Origin of the sequence: Streptomyces sp. adm13(2018), assembly GCF_008042145.1 — a bacterium.
In the GTDB taxonomy this organism is placed as follows: Bacteria; Actinomycetota; Actinomycetes; order Streptomycetales; family Streptomycetaceae; genus Streptomyces.
Window position 1 is genome coordinate 446,599 of the sequence record NZ_RDBH01000129.1, and the last position, 18,449, is coordinate 465,047.

The 18,449-nt window shown below is 74.2% G+C and carries 12 protein-coding genes and 1 pseudogene; 9 read left to right on the plus strand and 4 right to left on the minus strand.

All coding sequences use genetic code 11. From position 1 onward, the window contains the following. Positions 1–193 precede the first annotated feature (193 nt). Positions 194–1,406 (minus strand): annotated as a pseudogene (locus EAO70_RS18685) (PucR family transcriptional regulator ligand-binding domain-containing protein); the annotation flags it as partial. Positions 1,407–1,433: 27 nt separating this feature from the next. On the opposite strand from EAO70_RS18685, the gene EAO70_RS18690 reads away from it, so the two are divergent. The 3 genes from EAO70_RS18690 (at position 1,434) to EAO70_RS18700 (ending at position 5,765) form a co-directional block, all read left to right on the plus strand. After that, positions 1,434–2,912 carry a sodium:solute symporter gene (locus EAO70_RS18690; protein WP_148004057.1) on the plus strand — a complete coding sequence of 493 codons (1,479 nt, stop codon included), beginning with the start codon at positions 1,434–1,436 and terminating at the stop codon, positions 2,910–2,912. 76 nt (positions 2,913–2,988) lie between these two features. Further along, positions 2,989–3,972, plus strand: coding sequence for an agmatinase (gene speB / locus EAO70_RS18695; protein WP_148004058.1), 984 nt, complete (start codon positions 2,989–2,991; stop codon positions 3,970–3,972). 110 nt (positions 3,973–4,082) lie between these two features. Beyond that, positions 4,083–5,765, plus strand: a complete 1,683-nt coding sequence (locus tag EAO70_RS18700; RefSeq protein ID WP_148004059.1) for a thiamine pyrophosphate-binding protein — start codon at positions 4,083–4,085, stop codon at positions 5,763–5,765. A 73-nt stretch (positions 5,766–5,838) separates the two neighbouring features. Here EAO70_RS18700 and EAO70_RS18705 read toward each other — a convergent pair whose 3' ends face one another. Next, on the minus strand, positions 5,839–6,213 hold the full coding sequence (locus EAO70_RS18705) for a hypothetical protein (protein ID WP_148004060.1): 375 nt from the start codon (positions 6,211–6,213) through the stop codon (positions 5,839–5,841). A gap of 192 nt (positions 6,214–6,405) precedes the next feature. Here EAO70_RS18705 and EAO70_RS18710 point away from each other — a divergent pair, with 192 nt between their 5' ends. The 3 genes from EAO70_RS18710 (at position 6,406) to EAO70_RS18720 (ending at position 12,299) form a co-directional block, all read left to right on the plus strand. After that, complete coding sequence (locus EAO70_RS18710; RefSeq protein WP_148004061.1) at positions 6,406–10,203, plus strand: ABC transporter ATP-binding protein; 3,798 nt, start codon at positions 6,406–6,408, stop codon at positions 10,201–10,203. A 127-nt stretch (positions 10,204–10,330) separates the two neighbouring features. Further along, on the plus strand, positions 10,331–10,756 hold the full coding sequence (locus EAO70_RS18715; RefSeq protein ID WP_261992936.1) for a hypothetical protein: 426 nt from the start codon (positions 10,331–10,333) through the stop codon (positions 10,754–10,756). A 97-nt stretch (positions 10,757–10,853) separates the two neighbouring features. Continuing rightward, complete coding sequence (locus tag EAO70_RS18720) at positions 10,854–12,299, plus strand: S28 family serine protease (RefSeq protein ID WP_148004062.1); 1,446 nt, start codon at positions 10,854–10,856, stop codon at positions 12,297–12,299. Positions 12,300–12,351: 52 nt separating this feature from the next. Here EAO70_RS18720 and EAO70_RS18725 read toward each other — a convergent pair whose 3' ends face one another. Both EAO70_RS18725 and EAO70_RS18730 read right to left on the minus strand, forming a co-directional pair. Continuing rightward, positions 12,352–14,142, minus strand: coding sequence for a glycoside hydrolase family 3 protein (locus tag EAO70_RS18725; protein WP_148004063.1), 1,791 nt, complete (start codon positions 14,140–14,142; stop codon positions 12,352–12,354). 30 nt (positions 14,143–14,172) lie between these two features. Next, complete coding sequence (locus tag EAO70_RS18730) at positions 14,173–15,219, minus strand: LacI family DNA-binding transcriptional regulator (protein WP_148004064.1); 1,047 nt, start codon at positions 15,217–15,219, stop codon at positions 14,173–14,175. Positions 15,220–15,329: 110 nt separating this feature from the next. Between EAO70_RS18730 and EAO70_RS18735 the strand changes: the two genes are divergently transcribed. The 3 genes from EAO70_RS18735 to EAO70_RS18745 are packed head-to-tail and all read left to right on the plus strand — an operon-like array spanning position 15,330 to position 18,429. Then, entirely contained in the window at positions 15,330–16,481 is a 1,152-nt protein-coding gene (locus tag EAO70_RS18735) for a Gfo/Idh/MocA family protein (RefSeq protein ID WP_148004065.1), read from the plus strand. Further along, positions 16,478–17,629, plus strand: a complete 1,152-nt coding sequence (locus EAO70_RS18740; RefSeq protein ID WP_148004066.1) for a dihydrodipicolinate synthase family protein — start codon at positions 16,478–16,480, stop codon at positions 17,627–17,629. The genes EAO70_RS18735 and EAO70_RS18740 overlap by 4 nt, the downstream gene beginning before the upstream one ends. Further along, complete coding sequence (locus EAO70_RS18745; RefSeq protein WP_261992937.1) at positions 17,626–18,429, plus strand: sugar phosphate isomerase/epimerase family protein; 804 nt, start codon at positions 17,626–17,628, stop codon at positions 18,427–18,429. The genes EAO70_RS18740 and EAO70_RS18745 overlap by 4 nt, the downstream gene beginning before the upstream one ends. The last annotated feature ends 20 nt before the right edge of the window (positions 18,430–18,449 follow it).

Here is an 18,449-nt window from a genome sequence, read left to right on the forward strand (position 1 = left end):
GCGGCGGGCGGGACGGCACCCCCGTGGCCGTCCCGCCTGCTGCTGCCCGCCTCCACGCCCGTCACCGAGCAGCCCGGCTGGACCCTCGGGGTCGCCGCGCCCGCCGCGGCCGACGAACTCGCCGCGGCCGACGCGCAGGCGGCCCGCGCCCTGCGCCGGGCGGAGGCCACCCGCGCGCCCCTGGTCCGCCACCGCCCGCGTCCACCAGCGGCGTCCCCAGCGCCGCCGCCAGTGAGGCCGCCGCGAACGGGGTGCCGTCGCCGCCCCGCGCGTGGACCACCGTCCACGGGCCCGGGCCCAGGGTGCCCGCGATCTCCGCCGGGGCCGCGCCCAGCAGCAGCCGGACCAGGGCCCCGTCCCGTACGGCCGCGTCCGCGCCCCGGTGCGGGGCCGTCAGCAGGGACAGCAGGACGACCGCGACCCCCGCGATCGTGTGGTCCCCGGGCCCGCGCCGCTCCGTCGCCACCCCGAGCGCCAGCCCCTCGCCGCCGCCGAGCGCGTACGCGGCCAGCCGGAGTCCGCCACCGTCGCCGCTCGCCGAGGCGGGGCCCTTGGGCAGGGCCTCGACGGACGGCCCGGGCTCCCGGCCCGCTGATCCGGCCCGGCCGTCGGGGCCCTGCCCGGCACGCGGCCCCAGGACCCTCACGAGGTCCCGCAGGGCCCGGGCCGCCTCCGCCGGGATCTCCCGGCCGGCCGCCGCCGATTCCGTGCCGTCCGGCCCGAAGAGCGCCGCCCGCCCGCCGAGCCGGGAGGCGAGCGCGCCGAGCACCGCCGGGACGGGGGCCGGCCGGGCGGCGGCGGCCGCCAGGGACCGCTGCGCCTCCGTCACGCGGCGCAGCTCGTGCAGCCGGGCCTCCGCCATCAGCCGCCACAGCGCCCGCGCCACCGCCGTGAACGGGGTCCTCGGCGGCACCTCGACCAGCGGCAGCCCGTGCCGGGCGCAGGCCTCGACGAGTTCCGCCGGGACCGTGTCGTACACCGGGGTCACGCCGAAGGCGAGCGCCGCCGCCCCCGCCTCCACCACCCGTGCCACGTAGTGCGCCGGGTCGGCGAGCAGCACCCCCGCCGTCATGAGGAGTTCGCCGCCGAGGAGGTACGGGTACGGGTCGGCCATCTCCGAGGTGTGCACCCAGTGGACCGGGACGTCCTCCGGCCCGGCGAGCAGCCGCAGCCCGAGGTCCCGCCGGGCGAGCAGCGCGGTCAGCGGGACGGGCGGCGCGGGCGGGGTGGGGGCGGGCTCGGCGGAGGTCATGGCCATGGATCCTTCGTACATCCCCCGCCCGGTCAGTGGAGGAAACGTACACTTCAACGTCGCTTTCCGGCCACCTACTGTCATGGCATCCGGAGGCCGCGGGTACGGGCGGATGTCCCCGCGACCAGCTTCCGGTCACTCCCCTGCACGACACGCCACCGAGGTGAACGAAGGAGGCCGCATGGCCGTCGACTACGCAGTGATAGCCCTGTACCTGGCCGGCATGCTCGCGATGGGCTGGTGGGGCATGCGCCGGGCCCGGTCCAAGAGCGAGTTCCTGGTCGCGGGCCGCCGCCTCGGGCCCTGGATGTACTCCGGCACGATGGCCGCCATCGTCCTCGGCGGCGCCTCGACCATCGGCGGGGTCGGCCTCGGCTACAAGTACGGCCTCTCGGGTGCCTGGATGGTCTTCGCCATCGGCCTCGGCCTGCTCGCGCTGAGCGTGTTCTTCTCCGCCCGGATCGCCCGGCTGAAGGTCTACACCGTCTCCGAGATGCTCGACCTGCGCTACGGCGGCCGGGCCGGCGTCATCTCGGGCGTCGTCATGTGGGCGTACACGCTGATGCTCGCGGTCACCTCGACCATCGCCTACGCCACGATCTTCGACGTCCTCTTCGACCTGCCGAGGACCCTCGCGATCGTCCTCGGCGGCACCATCGTCGTCGCCTACTCGACGCTCGGCGGCATGTGGTCGATCACCCTCACCGACATGGTGCAGTTCGTGGTGAAGACCATCGGCGTGCTGCTCCTGCTGCTGCCGATCGCCGTCGTCAAGGCGGGCGGCTTCGCCGGGATGAGGGCCGCGCTGCCCACCTCGTACTTCGAGCCCCTCGGCATCGGCGGCGAGACGATCTTCACGTACGTGCTGATCTACACCTTCGGCATGCTCATCGGCCAGGACATCTGGCAGCGGGTCTTCACCGCGCGCACCGACAAGGTCGCCCGCTGGGGCGGCACCGTCGCCGGCACCTACTGCCTCGCCTACGCCCTCGCCGGAGCCGTCATCGGCACCGCGGCGAAGGTGCTCTACCCGAAGCTGCCCAGCGCGGACGACGCCTTCGCCACCATCGTCAAGGACGAGCTGCCGATGGGCGTCCGGGGCCTCGTCCTCGCCGCCGCCCTCGCCGCCGTCATGTCGACCTCCTCCGGCGCGCTGATCGCCTGCGCCACCGTCGCCAACAACGACATCTGGTCGCGGCTGCGGGGCGGATCCGGCGGCGCCGCGGCGGACGACCACGACGAGGTGCGGGGCAACCGCGCCTTCATCCTGATCATGGGCGTCGCCGTCATCCTCATCGCCATCGCCCTCAACGACGTCGTCCAGGCCCTCACCGTCGCCTACAACCTGCTGGTCGGCGGGCTCCTCGTGCCGATCCTCGGCGGGCTGCTCTGGCGCCGCGGCACGGTCCAGGGCGCGCTCGCCGCGGTCGCCGTCGGCGGACTGGCCGTCATTGGCCTGATGTGGGCTTACGGAATCCTCGCAAATGAGCCTGTTTACTATGGTTTGTTGGCGTCTCTCGCCGCTTATGTGATCGTTTCCCTGGCGACCCGCCCGACGGACGCCGCCGTGCTCGCGCACTGGCGCGCCCGCCTCGCGGGCCGGGAGACCCCCGAGGCCGACGCGACGCCGGAGACCGTGCCGGCCGCCGCGACCGGCTGACGCACCGAGACCCCCGGCCGGGGCCCCACCCGGGCCCCGGCCGGACCCCCACCGAAACACCCAGGAGGACCCGACCATGAGCAGCAGCGACCAGAACACCCCGCGCGGCCCGATCGACTCGTCCCGCATCCCGCGGTACGCCGGTCCCGCGACGTTCGCCCGGCTGCCGCGGCTCGACGAGGTCGGCACCGCCGACATCGCCGTGGTCGGCGTCCCCTTCGACAGCGGCGTCTCCTACCGCCCCGGCGCCCGCTTCGGCGGCAACGCCATCCGCGAGGCGTCCCGCCTCCTGCGCCCCTACAACCCGGCGCAGGACGCCTCCCCGTTCGCCCTCGCCCAGGTCGCGGACGCCGGCGACATCGCCGCCAACCCGTTCAACATCAACGAGGCCGTCGAGACCATCGAGGCCGCGGCGGACGACCTGCTGAACTCCGGCGCCCGCATGATGACCCTCGGCGGCGACCACACCATCGCGCTGCCCCTGCTCCGCTCCGTCGCCAAGAAGCACGGCCCCGTCGCCCTGCTCCACTTCGACGCGCACCTCGACACCTGGGACACGTACTTCGGCGCCGAGTACACCCACGGCACCCCGTTCCGCCGCGCCGTCGAGGAGGGCATCCTCGACACCGAGGCGCTCTCCCACGTCGGCACCCGCGGCCCGCTGTACGGCAAGCAGGACCTCACCGACGACGAGAAGATGGGCTTCGGCATCGTCACCTCGGCCGACATCTACCGCCGCGGCGCCGACGAGGTCGCCGACCAGCTCCGCCAGCGCATCGGCGACCGCCCGCTCTACATCTCCATCGACATCGACTGCCTCGACCCGGCCCACGCGCCCGGCACGGGCACCCCGGAGGCGGGCGGCATGACCTCCCGCGAACTCCTGGAGATCCTCCGGGGCCTCTCCTCCTGCAACCTGGTGTCGGCGGACGTCGTCGAGGTCGCCCCGGCCTACGACCACGCCGAGATCACCGCGGTCGCCGCCTCCCACACCGCGTACGAGCTGACGACGATCATGTCCCGCCAGATCGCCGAGAGCCGCGCCTCCGGCGCGAAGTAACCTCCCAGGCCGTAGCGGGCTCAGGTGCGGGGTGGGTGCGGCCCGGTCGTCGGGTCGTGCCCACCCGTTCCGCCCTGCGGAACGCCTGCCCACAACCTGAAGGGACCCCCATGACCCACGACCACGACCTGGTCCTGCGCCCGACCGCCGCCCAGACGACCGCCGCGCTCGACCCGCCCGCCGGGCGGAACGGCGGCGACCTCGTCGTCGAGACCCTCACCGGCCTCGGCGCCACCACCGTCTTCGGCCTCCCCGGCCAGCACGCCCTCGGCATGTTCGACGCCCTGCGCCGCTCCTCCCTGCGGTACGTGGGTCTCCGCGTCGAGAACAACGCGGGCTTCGCCGCCGACGCCTACGGCCGGATCACCGGCGAGGCGGCCCCGCTGCTGCTCTCCACCGGCCCCGGCGCCCTCATGTCGCTCGCCGCGCTCCAGGAGGCCGCCGCCGCCTCCGCGCCCGTCCTCGCGATCGGCAGCCAGATCCCGGCGGCCGGCCTCGGCGGCGGCCGGCACGGCTACCTCCACGAGCTGCGCGACCAGCAGGCCTCGTTCCGGGACGTCGTGAAGTCCGTCCACCCGGTCCGTACGCAGTCCCAGATCCCGTCCGCCGTCGCCGCGGCCTGGGAGTCGGCCCTCACCGCCCCGCACGGCCCCGTCTGGGTCGAGATCCCGCAGGACGTGCTCCTCGCCGAGACCATCCTGCCGGTGGTGACGGCCATGGACGCCACGCCCGAGGACATCGCCCCGCGCCCCGAGCTGACGGCGGTCGCCGCGCACCTCCTGTCGCACGCCGAACGCCCGGCGATCATCGCGGGCGGCGGGGTCGTCCGCTCCGACGCCTCGGGCAAGCTCCTGGCACTCGCCGAGCGGCTCGACATCCCCGTCGTGACGACCTTCGGCGGCAAGGGCGCCTTCCCCTGGGAGCACCCGCTGTCGCTCCAGTCCTGGCTGGAGGACCGGCACACCACCGACTTCCTGGAGGACGCCGACGTGCTGCTCGTCATCGGCTCCGGACTCGGCGAGCTGTCCTCGAACTACCACACGTTCGCGCCCCGCGGCCGGGTGATCCAGATCGAGGCGGACGCCGGGAAGCTGGAGTCCAACCACCCGGCGCTCGGCATCCACGCGGACGCCCGCCTCGCCCTCCAGGCCCTCCTGGAGACGGTGGGGGAGCGCCGGGACGCCACCGCCCCCGAGCGGGTCGCGGCCGTCCTGAAGAAGGTCCGCGACCGGATCGCGGCGCAGGGCCTGGACCTGGAGCAGCGGATCGTCGCGGCGGTGCGGCAGGCGCTCCCCGAGCGCTCCCCGAGCTTCTGGGACATGACGATCCTGGCGTACTGGGCGTGGTCGGCCTTCGACGCCCGGCACCCGAACACGATGCACTCCGCGCAGGGCGCGGGCGGCCTCGGCTATGCCTTCCCCGCGGCGCTCGGCGCGGCGGCGGCCGACCCGAGCGGGCCGGTGCTCGCGGTCTCCGGCGACGGCGGCGCGATGTACTCGATCGCCGAGCTGGCGACGGCGAAGCAGTACGGCCTCGACGTGACCTGGCTGATCGTCGACGACGGCGGCTACGGCATCCTGCGCGAGTACATGACCGGCGCGTTCGGCGAGGCGACGGGCACGGAGCTGTCCCGGCCGGACTTCGTGGCCCTCGCGGAGTCCTTCGGCGTCCCGGCGACCGCGACGACCCCGGAGGACCTGGCGGCGGACCTCGCGAAGGCGCTCGCCGCCCCCGGCCCCTCGGTCGTCGTCCTCCCCGCCCTCCTCAGGATGTTCGAGCCGACGCACCTCTGACCGGCGCACCCCCGGCGGCCCCCGGCGGTCCGGCCCGATCCGATCCTGACCGGATCGGGCCGAGCCGGGCCGGTCACCCCACGATCCCCTCCCACTCCTTCCGGTAGGCGCCGAGCCGCTCCTCGTACCCCTGCCGGAACGCCGCCGCCTCGTCCTGCCGCAGCCCGTCCCGGGACACCCGCCGCGCCGGCAGCAGCCGGACCGCGTCGGCCATCACGGCCGCGGCCGCCTCGGCGACCACCCCGCCGCGCTCCCGCGCCAGGAAGGCCTGCTGCCCGGCCTCGCCCAGGAGCTGCCAGCAGACGTTGCGCGGGTTGCCCGCCGTCCGCTCCAGCTGCCGGGCCTCCGCGGGCTCCACCCGCCCGGCCCTGGCAAGCCCCCCGACCGCGTGCAGCGCCGCGTACAGCTGGCCCCACGCGTACGGCATCCCGTCCTCGACCCGCGCCACGTACCACCTCTTCTCCCGGACACCCGGGGCCGCCCGAGGACGGCCCGCCGGGTTCCCTACCCACCACCGCACCCCTTCCCGCACCCCGGGACCCGCGGAGGCACCCGCGCCCCGGTTTGTTGCGGCGGGATGAAATCGCAGCCCAGCCGTGTTGGGCCTTCCGGTAGAGCAGCACGGAACGGGAGGCCACTCGTGGCGGCGGTCGGGGAGAAACAACAGGGCTGGGCGCGCAGGCTCGCCGGGTACGCCTGGCGGTACAAGGCGAACACCCTGCTCGCGCTCGGGTCCTCGCTGGCCGGCATGGCCGTCCTCGCCCTCGTCCCGCTGGTCACCAAGGTGATCATCGACGACGTCATCGGGACGAAGACCCGGGACCTCGCCGTCTGGACCGGCCTCCTCGTCGGGGCCGCGATCCTCGTCTACGCGCTCACCTACGTCCGCCGGTACTACGGCGGCCGCCTCGCCCTCGACGTCCAGCACGACCTGCGCACCGACATGTACGCCACCATCACCCGGCTCGACGGGCGGCGGCAGGACGAACTGTCCACCGGACAGGTCATCGGGCGGGCCACCAGCGACCTCCAGCTCATCCAGGGCCTGCTGTTCATGCTCCCGATGACCATCGGGAACGTCCTCCTCTTCCTCATCTCGCTGGGCGTCATGGCCTGGCTGTCGCTGCCGCTCACCCTCGTCGCGCTCGCCGTCGCGCCCGCCCTCTGGGTCATCGCCAAGCGCAGCCGCACCCGCCTGCACCCCGCCACCTGGCACGCCCAGCAGCAGGCCGCCGTCGTCGCCGGGGTCGTCGACGGTGCCGTGAGCGGCGTCCGGGTCGTGAAGGGCTTCGGCCAGGAGGACCAGGAGACCGGCAAGATCCGCGAGGCCGGGCGGAAGCTGTTCGCCGGCCGGCTGCGGACCGTCCGGCTGAACGCGCGCTACACCCCGGCGCTCCAGGCCGTCCCCGCCCTCGGCCAGGTCGCCGTCCTCGCCCTGGGCGGCTGGCTCGCCTACCGCGGCCAGATCACCCTCGGCACCTTCGTCGCCTTCTCCGCCTACCTGGCCTCCCTCGTCGGCCCGGTCCGCATGCTCGCCATGGTCCTCACCGTCGCCCAGCAGGCCCGGGCCGGCGTCGAGCGGGTCCTCGACCTCGTCGACACCGAGCCGCTCGTCACGGACGGCCCCAAGGAGCTGCCCGCCGACGCGCCCGCCACCGTCGAGTTCGACGACGTGTCCTTCGCCTACGCGACCGCGGACGGCCGGACCAGCCCCGTCCTCGACGGCTTCTCGCTGGAGATCGGGGCCGGCGAGACCGTCGCCGTCGTCGGCGCCTCCGGCTCCGGCAAGTCCACCCTCTCCCTCCTCCTCCCGCGCTTCTACGACGTCGACCACGGCGCCGTCCTCGTCGGCGGCCACGACGTCCGCGAGCTCACCCTGGACTCGCTGCGCGCCGCGATCGGCCTCGTCCCCGAGGACTCCTTCCTCTTCTCCGACACGGTCCGCGCCAACATCGCCTACGGCCTCCCGGACGCCACCCAGGACCAGATCGAGGCCGCGGCCCGCGCCGCCCAGGCGGACCGCTTCATCGCCGAGCTGCCCGAGGGGTACGACACCAAGGTCGGCGAGCACGGACTCACCCTCTCCGGCGGCCAGCGCCAGCGCGTCGCCCTGGCCCGCGCGATCCTCACCGACCCGCGGCTCCTCCTCCTCGACGACGCCACCTCCGCCGTCGACGCCAAGGTCGAGCACGAGATCCACGAGGCCCTGAAGGCGGTGATGGCGGGCCGGACGACCCTGCTCATCGCCCACCGCCGCTCCACCCTCGGCCTCGCCGACCGCATCGCCGTCCTGGACGGCGGCCGGCTCGCCGACCTCGGCACCTACGCCGAGCTGGAGGAGCGCTCCCCGCTCTTCCGCCGGCTGCTCACCGACCCCGACGAGCTGGGCGCCGTCTCCCCGGGCCACACCACCCCGGTCGAGCCGCCCGAGGACCGCACCCTGCGGGCCGAACTCGACGCCGAGTTCGACGCCGAGCGGGGCATCACCCCCACCCTGTGGGTGCGCGACGAGGCGGCCGGCCGGGACAGCGACGCCCCCGGCGCCACCCCCGAGCTGCTCGCCGCCGTCGCGGCCCTGCCGCCCGCCACCGACACCCCCGGCGTCGACGAGGGCCGGGCCGTCTCGCCCGAGGACAGCTACGGCCTGCGCCGGCTGCTCCGCGGCTTCGGCGTTCCGCTGCTCATCAGCCTCGGCCTGGTCGCCGTCGACGCCGGCGCGGGCCTGCTCCTGCCGGTCCTGATCCGGCACGGCATCGACGAGGGGGTGAACCGGCTGGCGATCGGCGCCGTCTGGGCGGCCTCCGCGCTCGCCCTGGTCACCGTGCTCGTGCAGTGGGTCGCGCAGACCGCCGAGACCCGGATGACCGGTCGCACCGGCGAACGGGTGCTCTACGCGCTCCGCCTGAAGATCTTCGCCCAGCTCCAGCGGCTCGGCCTCGACTACTACGAGCGCGAGCTGACCGGCCGGATCATGACCCGGATGACCACCGACGTGGACGCCCTGTCGACGTTCCTCCAGACCGGTCTGGTCACCGCCTTCGTCTCGGTCGTGACCTTCTTCGGGATCATGGTCGCGCTGCTCGTGCTCGACCTCCAGCTCGCCCTGGTGGTCTTCGCGACCCTGCCGGTCCTCGCGGTCGCCACGTACTTCTTCCGCCGCGCCAGCGTGAAGGCGTACGAGCTGGCCCGCGAGCGGATCAGCGTCGTCAACGGCGACCTCCAGGAGTCCGTCTCCGGCCTCCGGATCGTGCAGGCCTTCCGCCGCGAGGAGTCCGGAGCGGCCCGGTTCGCCGAGCGCAGCGACGACTACCGCGAGGCCCGCGTCCGCGGCCAGTGGCTGATCTCGATCTACTTCCCGTTCGTCACCCTGCTCTCCTCGGCGGCCGCCGCGGCCGTCATGATCGTCGGCGCGAACCGCATCGACGGCGGCACGCTCACCACCGGCGCGCTGGTCGCCTACCTCCTCTACATCGACCTGTTCTTCGCCCCCGTGCAGCAGCTCTCCCAGGTCTTCGACGGCTACCAGCAGGCCGCCGTCTCGCTCAAGCGGATGCAGGAACTGCTCCAGGAGCCGACGTCGACGGCCGCCGCGCCCGCGCCGCTGGACGTGCTGTCTCTGCGCGGCGAGATCGCCTTCGAGGACGTGTCCTTCGCGTACGGCGGGGAGAACGGCGCCCCGAAGGAGGAGACCGCCCTCACCGGCATCGACCTGCGCATCCCGGCCGGTCAGACCGTCGCGTTCGTCGGCGAGACCGGCGCCGGGAAGTCGACCCTGGTCAAGCTGGTCGCCCGGTTCTACGACCCGACGGCCGGCCGGGTCACCGCCGACGGCACCGACCTGCGCGACCTCGACCTCACCTCGTACCGGCACCGGCTCGGCGTCGTCCCGCAGGAGGCGTACCTCTTCGCCGGCCCGATCCGCGACGCCATCGCGTACGGCCGTCCCGAGGCGACCGACGCGGAGGTGGAGGCGGCGGCCCGGGCGGTCGGCGCCCACGACATGATCGCCACCCTCGACGGCGGCTACCTCCACGAGGTCGCCGAGCGGGGCCGGAACCTCTCCGCGGGCCAGCGCCAGCTCATCGCCCTCGCCCGCGCCGAACTCGTCGACCCGGACATCCTGCTCCTCGACGAGGCCACGGCGGCCCTCGACCTGGCCACCGAGGCACAGGTCAACCAGGCCACCGACCGGCTCTCCGGCCGCCGGGCGCCGTCGGACGGCCGTCCGGCGGAGGGCACCGGGGGGCGCACCACCCTGATCGTCGCGCACCGGCTGACCACCGCCGCCCGCGCCGACCGGGTGGTCGTCATGGACCACGGCCGGGTCGCGGAGGACGGCACCCACGAGGAGCTCCTCGCCCTGGACGGCCACTACGCGACCCTGTGGCGGGCCTTCATCGGCGACACCGCGGACGAGGGCGAGCCGGAGCGGGTCTGAGCCCCCGGCCCTCCCGCGGGCGGGCACCCGGGCCCCGCCCGCGCTCGCCCGCCGGGAGCCGGAGGCAACCATTCCGCGGCGGGGTGCGTCGTACGCCCGTACGCCGATCCACTCGGGAGGGGACCGCATGGCCACGCACACGCAGCACGCACGACGTGGCCCACGGCTGCTCACCCGGGTGCTCGCGCCGCTCCTCGCGGCCCTCGTGCTGGTCCTCACCCCGGCCACCCTCGTCCCCGGAGCCGGCGCCGGCACCGCCGAGGCGGTCTCCGTCTGCCAGGGCCGGCCCGCCCGCACGATCACCTTCGCGACCGGGGAGCTCCGGCTCTACCGCACCCGGCACTACGCCTGCGCGGTCACCGTCGCCAAACGCCCCGGCGTCCGCCGCCCGATGGCCGTCTCGCTCCAGCCGCGCGGCGGCCGGCCCGCCGTCCACTCCGGCCGGTTCGAGCGGCAGGCAGGCCCCGTCACCGTCCACGCCCTCAACCGCTGCGTCCGGGCGAGCGGTTCGGTGGCCGGGAGGGGTACGTCCGTGGGCTGGATCCTGTGCTGAGACACAGGAAAGTCCAAGGGTAAGGATCAACTGGGTCTGGCGGTCCGCACGTTGACCCCGCTAGGTTCGCGACACCGTTGTGAACCAAGGAGGGTGAATGCGCAAGTCGCTGAGATGGGCGCTGTCGCTTGCGGTGCTCATAGGCACCGCGGCACCGACCGGCGTGGCTACCGCCGCGGACACGGACAAGGACAGCACGGCCGTCGTCGACTCGCAGAGCGCGGACATCAAGGACCGCATCCTGGCGATCCCGGGGATGAGCCTGATCGAGGAGAAGCCGTACGCGGGCTACCGCTACTTCGTCCTGAACTACAAGCAGCCGATCGACCACCGGCGCCCCTGGGCCGGCACGTTCGACCAGCGGATCTCCGTCCTCCACAAGGACACGAGCCGCCCGACGGTCTTCCGGACCAGCGGGTACTCGCTGAGCACCACCCCGAGCCGCGCCGAGCCGACCCGGATCGTCGACGGCAACCAGGTCTCCATGGAGTACCGCTTCTTCACGCCGTCCCGCCCGCAGCCCGCCGACTGGTCCAAGCTCGACATCTGGCAGGCCGCCAGCGACCAGCACCGGATCTTCACCGCGCTGAAGAAGATCTACGGCCAGAAGTGGCTCTCCACGGGCGCTTCCAAGGGCGGTATGACCGCCACGTACTTCGAGCGCTTCTACCCGAACGACATGGACGGCGTCGTCGCCTACGTCGCCCCGAACGACGTGGTCAACAAGGAGGACTCGGCCTACGACCGGTTCTTCGCGACCGTCGGCACCAAGGAGTGCCGCGACCGGCTGAACGGCATGCAGCGCGAGGCCCTGCTCCGCCGCGCGCCGCTGGAGGCCAAGTACAAGGCGTGGGCCGCGTCGGAGGGCGCCACCTTCAACACGATCGGCACCCTGGACAAGGCCTTCGAGGCCGTCGTCCTCGACTTCGTGTGGGGCTTCTGGCAGTACTACGGCGAGGACGTCTGCGACCAGATCCCGGACGCCAGGACCGCGAGCGACGACACCGTCTACGAGACGATCGACGCCTACTCCGGCTGGTCCGCCTACACCGACCAGGGCCTGGAGCCGTACACGCCGTACTACTACCAGGCGGCGACCGAACTCGGCTCGCCCGACATCGAGCAGCCGCACCTCAAGGGCCTCAGCCGCTACGGCTACCAGCCCGCGCGGAACTTCGTGCCGCGCGAGATCCCGATGAGGTTCAAGCCGCACGCCATGCGTGACGTCGACAACTGGGTCCGCAAGAACGCGAACCGGATGCTGTTCGTCTACGGCGGCAACGACCCCTGGGGCTCCGAGAAGTTCCACCTGGGCAAGAGCGCCCGCGACAGCTACGTGTACGTGGCGCCGGGCGCCAACCACGGCGCGAACGTCGAGGGGCTCGTCGAGGCCGAGCGGAACAAGGCCACCGCCCGCATCCTCGCCTGGGCAGGCGTCCCCGCCCCGGCCGTCCGGGCGGCGCAGCCGCTGGCCCGCTTCGACACGCGCCTCGACCGGAAGGTCGACGAGGACGCGACGAAGGAGCACGGCCTGCGGCCGTGACCCCGCGCGGGGGCGGGGCGCGCCACCGGGCACGCCCCGCCCCCGCCGTGCGTCAGCCGCTCCGGCGGTACGACAGACCGTGCCCCACCGGGTAGAGCACCTTCGCCGGGTCGTCCGCGCTCTGCACCGGGACCGGCAGCCGGCCCCCGGGCCGGGCCCGGCCCGCCAGGACCCGTGCGGCGGCCCGGAGCTCGACGTCGGTCCAGGAGTAGGTGGCGAGCGCGGCCCGCCCGCCGGGGAGCCAGGCCACGTCGTACGGGTTGCGGATCGCGAGCGTCACGACCGGCACCCCGGTCGCGACGAGCCGCGCCACGAGCGTGCGCTGCGGACCGGCCGCGGTGACGTTGTACGTGCCCACCACGACGACGTCCTTCCCGGCCGCCGCCGCCACCGCCTCCTCGATCCGCGCCGTGGTCGGCGCGGTCCCGGTGGAGAGCGCGGTCGCGGCGAACCCCAGCTCCGTCAGCGCGGTCGCGAGCGTCGTGGTCGGCGGGCCCGTCGTACCCGACGGGGAGGCCGGGTCGGCGCCCACGACCAGGACCGAGCGGTGGCGGGCCCGGTCCAGCGGCAGGAAGCCGCCCTCGTTGGCGAGCAGGGTCGTGGTGGCCTCGGCGATCCGGTCGGCCTGGGCGAGATGCGCCGCGCTGCCGACCACCCGCTCGACCCCGGCCCGGGTGACGTAGGCGTTCCGGAACAGGCCGAGCCTCGACTTGAGCCGCAGGATCCGCAGGATCGATTCGTCGAGCCGGGCCTCCGTCAGCTCGCCCTCCCTGACGGCCCTCAGGACCGCGTTCCAGGCCACGTCCAGCTTCGGCGGGTTGAGCAGCTGGTCCACCCCGGCCTTCAGCGCGAGGACCGGGACGCGCTCGTCGCCGTACTTGGTGCGCACCCCCTCCATGCCGAGCGCGTCGGTGACCACCACGCCGTCGTAGCCGAGCTCCTCGCGGAGGATGCCGGTGAGGATCGGCCGGGAGAGCGTCGCCGGGTCCTCGCTCGGGTCGAGGGCCGGCACCACGATGTGCGCGGTCATGATCGAGTCGATCCCGGCGGCGATCGCGGACCGGAACGGCGGGGCGTCGAGCGCGCTCCACTCGGCCCGGGTGTGGGTGATCGTCGGCAGCCCGTAGTGGCTGTCGACGGCGGTGTCGCCGTGCCCCGGGAAGTGCTTGGAGGTGGCCGCGACCCCGGCCCGCTGGTACCCCTTGACCTGGGCGGCGACCAGACCGGCGACCGCCGCCGGGTCGGAGCCGAAGGAGCGCACGCCGATGACCGGGTTGGCCGGGTTGACGTTGACGTCGGCGACCGGGGCGTAGTTCTGCCGGATCCCGACGGCCGCCAGTTCGGCGCCCGCGATCTGCGCCGCGCGGCGGGCGTCCGCGTGCGAGCCGCCCGCGCCGAGGGCCATGGCACCGGGCAGCAGGGTGGCGGGCTCGCCCACCCGGCAGACGATGCCGTGCTCCTGGTCGGTGGAGATGAGCGCGGGGACGGGCGTGGGCTGGGCGAGCGCGGCCTGCTGGATGCCGTTGGAGAGGGCGGCGATCTGCTGCGGGTCGCGGGTGTTGTGGGCCCAGGAGAAGTAGATGACTCCGCCCACGTGGTATCGCTCGATCAGCTCGGCGGCCGTACGGACGCCGATCTCCTGGAGGTTGGCGTCGACGTCCGCCTGGTCGGGTGCGGTGGCCGAGTGGCCGTACACCCGCATCACGAAGAGCTGGCCGACCTTCTCCGCGAGGGACATGCGGTCGATGATCCGCCGGAGCTTCCGGTCGTCGTACCGGTCCTGTCCGGCGAGGGCGGGGGTGCCGACCCCGGTGACGGCGGCTGCTGCCGCGGCCGCGGTCACCGTGAGGAGGGTGCGTCGGGAGGGGGCGCCCTATCCCCGCGGCCGCCCCGTGGACCCCCGTACCACCAGCTCCGCGGGTACGTGGGCCAGGCCTCCCTCGGGGGTGTCCTCCGTGCCCATCGCGAGGCGGCCCGCCCGTGTGCCCGCCGCGTGCAGCGGCAGGTGGACCGTCGTCAGCGACGGCACCGCGTCCACCGAGAACGGCAGGTCGTCGAAGCCCGCCACCGACACGTCGCCGGGCACGGACAGACCGCGTTCCCGCAGCGCCGCGCAGACGCCGAGGGCGACCGTGTCGTTGGCGGCCACGACCGCCGTGAGGTCCGGATCGCGGGTGAGGAGTCCGGCCGTGGCCTCGTACCCGGCCCGGCGGTCGTAGGCGCCGTGGACCGTCGGCCCCTCCGTGACCCCCGCGGCCGCGAGCGCGGCCCGGTGGCCTTCCAGTCGGTGCCGGGTCGTGGTCCGGTCGGCCGGGCCGGCCGCGTACCCGATGCGCCGGTGTCCGAGTCCGAGCAGGTGCTCGGTGAGGCGCCGCGCGCCGCCCCGGTGGTCGAAGACCAGCGCCGCCGCGTTCGCGTCGCCGGCCACCGGCGGCCGCCCGCACAGCACCACCCGGGTCCCCGCCTCCGCCAGCTTCGCCAGCTTCCCGGTCGTCGCCGCCAGGTGCCCGGGGTCCTCCAGGGAGCCGCCCATGAGGATCACGGCCGCGGCCCGCTGCCGCTGGAGCAGGGTCAGGTAGGTCAGCTCGCGCTCGGGGGAGCCGCCGGTGTTGCAGACGACGGCGAGCTTCTCGCCCCCGCCGCGCCCCGATCCGCCCTCCCCGATCGCGCTCTGCGCCGCGCTCGCCATGATCCCGAAGAACGGGTCGGCGATGTCGTGGACGAGCACGCCGACCAGGTCGGACGTGGCGGCGGCGAGGGAGCTCGCGGGCCCGTTGAGCACGTAGTCCAGCTCGTCGACGGCCCGCAGCACCCGCTCGCGCGTCGACTCGGCGACCGGGTAGTTGCCGTTGAGCACGCGGGAGACGGTGGCGGGCGAGACCCGGGCGCGGGCGGCCACGTCCGCCAGGGTGACGGTCATCGTGTGCGTACCTCCGGGGCCTTGTCGACGGCGATGTCGGCAGGCTAGCGTCAACGCCGATGGAAAGCGCTTTCTATCGAGGCGCGGAACACCGGGGAGAGGAACCTTTCGTGACACGCAGGACAGTCCGCATCGCCATGAACGGCGTCACCGGACGGATGGGCCACCGCCAGCACCTCGTCCGCTCGATCCTCGCCCTGCGCGCCCAGGGCGGCCTCGACCTGGGCAACGGCGAGACCCTCTGGCCCGAGCCGGTCCTCGTCGGCCGCCGCGAGCCGGCCCTGCGCGCCCTCGCCGAGCGCCACGGACTCACCGAGTGGTCCACCGACCTCGACGCCGTCCTCGCCGACGACACCGTCGACGTCTACTTCGACGCCCAGGTCACCTCCGCCCGCGCCGAGGCGATCACCAGGGCCGTGCACGCCGGCAAGCACGTCTACACCGAGAAGCCCACCGCCGCCGACCTCGCCGGCGCCCTGGAACTCGCCCGGCTGGCCACCGCGAAGGGCGTCAAGCACGGCGTCGTCCAGGACAAGCTCTTCCTGCCGGGCCTGCTCAAGCTCAAGCGCCTCGTCGACGGCGGCTTCTTCGGCGAGATCCTGTCCGTGCGGGGCGAGTTCGGCTACTGGGTCTTCGAGGGCGACTGGCAGGACGCCCAGCGCCCCAGCTGGAACTACCGCGCGCAGGACGGCGGCGGCATCGTCGTCGACATGTTCCCGCACTGGGAGTACGTCCTCCACGAGCTGTTCGGCCGGGTCACCTCGGTGACCGCGCACGTCGCCACCCACGTGCCGCGCCGCTGGGACGAGCAGGGCAAGCCGTACGAGGCAACCGCCGACGACGCCGCCTACGGCATCTTCGAGCTGGAGGGCGGCGCCGTCGCCCAGATCAACTCCTCCTGGGCGGTCCGCGTCCACCGCGACGAACTCGTCGAGTTCCAGGTCGACGGCACCCACGGGTCGGCCGTCGCCGGACTGCGCGACTGCCGCGTCCAGCACCGCTCGGCCACCCCCAAGCCCGTCTGGGACCCGGACGTCCCGACGACCGAGCCCTTCCGCGACCAGTGGCAGGAGGTCCCCGACAACGCCGTGTTCGACAACGGCTTCAAGGCCCAGTGGGAACTGTTCCTGCGGCACGTCGTCCTCGACGAGCCGTACCACTGGGACCTGCTCGCCGGGGCCCGCGGGGTCCAGCTCGCCGAGCTCGGCCTGCGGTCCGCCGCCGAGGGCCGCCGCCTCGACGTCCCGGAGGTCGGCCTGTGATCCGCCTGCCTCAACCTGGCGGCGGCGTACGGGAGTACGTCCCCCGCGCCGCGCCCGCCGCCCCGGGCGGCGTCGGCCCGCTGGCCTCCCGGACCGTCTTCTCCGCCGCCCACGTGGTCGCCGACCCGTTCGCCGACACCACCCCCGACTCGCCCGCCGCCGTCGACTGGGACGCCACCCTCGCCTTCCGCCGCCACCTCTGGTCCCACGGCCTCGGGGTCGCCGAGGCCATGGACACCGCGCAGCGCGGGATGGGCCTCGACTGGGCGGGCGCGGCCGAGCTGGTCCGCCGCAGCGCGGCGGAGGCCAGGGCCGTCGGCGGGCGGATCGCCTGCGGCGTCGGCACGGACCAGCTCACCGCCCCCGCGGGCCCGGCGGAGGTCCGCGGGGCGTACGAGGAGCAGCTCGCGCTCGTCGAGGAGACCGGCGCGCAGGCCGTCCTGATGGCCTCCCGCGCCCTCGCGGCGGCGGCCTCGGGACCCGAGGACTACCTCGACCTGTACGGGCATCTCCTCCGCCAGGCGGGCGAGCCGGTGATCCTGCACTGGCTGGGCCCGATGTTCGACCCGGCGCTCGACGGGTACTGGGGCTCGACCGACCTGGACGTGGCGACCGAGACCTTCCTGGAGCTGATCGCCGCGCACCCGGACAAGGTCGACGGCATCAAGGTGTCGCTCCTGGACGCCGGGCGCGAGGTCGCGCTGCGGCGTCGCCTGCCGGAGGGGGTGCGCTGCTACACGGGCGACGACTTCCACTACCCGGAGCTGATCGCGGGCGACGAACAGGGCTTCAGCCACGCCCTGCTGGGAGTCTTCGACCCCCTCGCGCCGCTGGCGGCGGAGGCGGTACGGACCCTGGACACGGGCGACACGGCCGGCTTCCGCGCGATCCTCGACCCGACGGTCGCCCTGTCCCGGCACCTCTTCGGGGCGCCGACCCGCTTCTACAAGACGGGAGTCGTCCTGCTCGCCTGGCTGGCCGGCCACCAGGAGCACTTCACGATGGTCGGCGGCCTGCACTCCGCCCGCTCGCTGCCGCACCTCGCGCGGGCGTACGAACTGGCGGACGGACTGGGGCTGTTCCCGGACCCGGAGCTCGCCGAGGCGCGGATGCGCTCCCTGCTTGCGGTCCAGGGGGGCCTGCGGTGAACCTCGACCGTTTCAGCATCAACCAGATGACGGTCCGGCAGCTGTCCCTGCCCGACCTCGTCGCGCACTGCCTCCGGCTCGGGATCCCGGCCGTGGGACTGTGGCGCGAACCGGTGAGGGAGTACGGGGTGGAGGCGGCGGCCGACCTCGTGCGGGACGCGGGCCTGACGGTCAGCACCCTCTGCCGCGGCGGGTTCTTCACCTCGGACGGCTGGGAGGCGGAGAACCGGGCGGCGATCGACGAGGCGGTGGCGCTCGGCACGGACACGGTCGTGCTGGTCTCCGGCGGCCTCACCCCGGCCTTCCCGGACCTGCCCGCGGCCCGGGCCCGGATCACCGAGGCGATCGGGGAGCTGGCCCCCTACGCGGGCGAACGGGGAGTCCGCCTGGCCGTGGAACCCCTGCACCCGATGTACGCCGCCGACCGCTGCGCGGTCTCCACCCTCGACCAGGCGCTGGCCGTGGCGGAGCACTTCCCGCCCGAGCAGGTGGGCGTGGTGGTGGACACGTACCACCTGTGGTGGGACGACCGGGCCCCGGCGGCGGTGGAACGCGCGGGCGCGGCGGGCCGCATCCACTCCTTCCAGCTCGCCGACTGGACCACCCCGCTCCCGGCCGGCGTCCTGACCGGCCGCGGCCGCCTGGGCACCGGCGCGATCGACCTCCGGGCCTGGACGGACCTGACGGAGAAGGCGGGCTGGACGGGCCCGGTGGAGGTGGAGATCTTCAACGACGCGCTGTGGGCGAGGGACGGCACGGAGGTCCTGGAGGAGACCCTGGAGGACTTCCTGACGGTGTGAGCCCCCGCGGCACACATCTG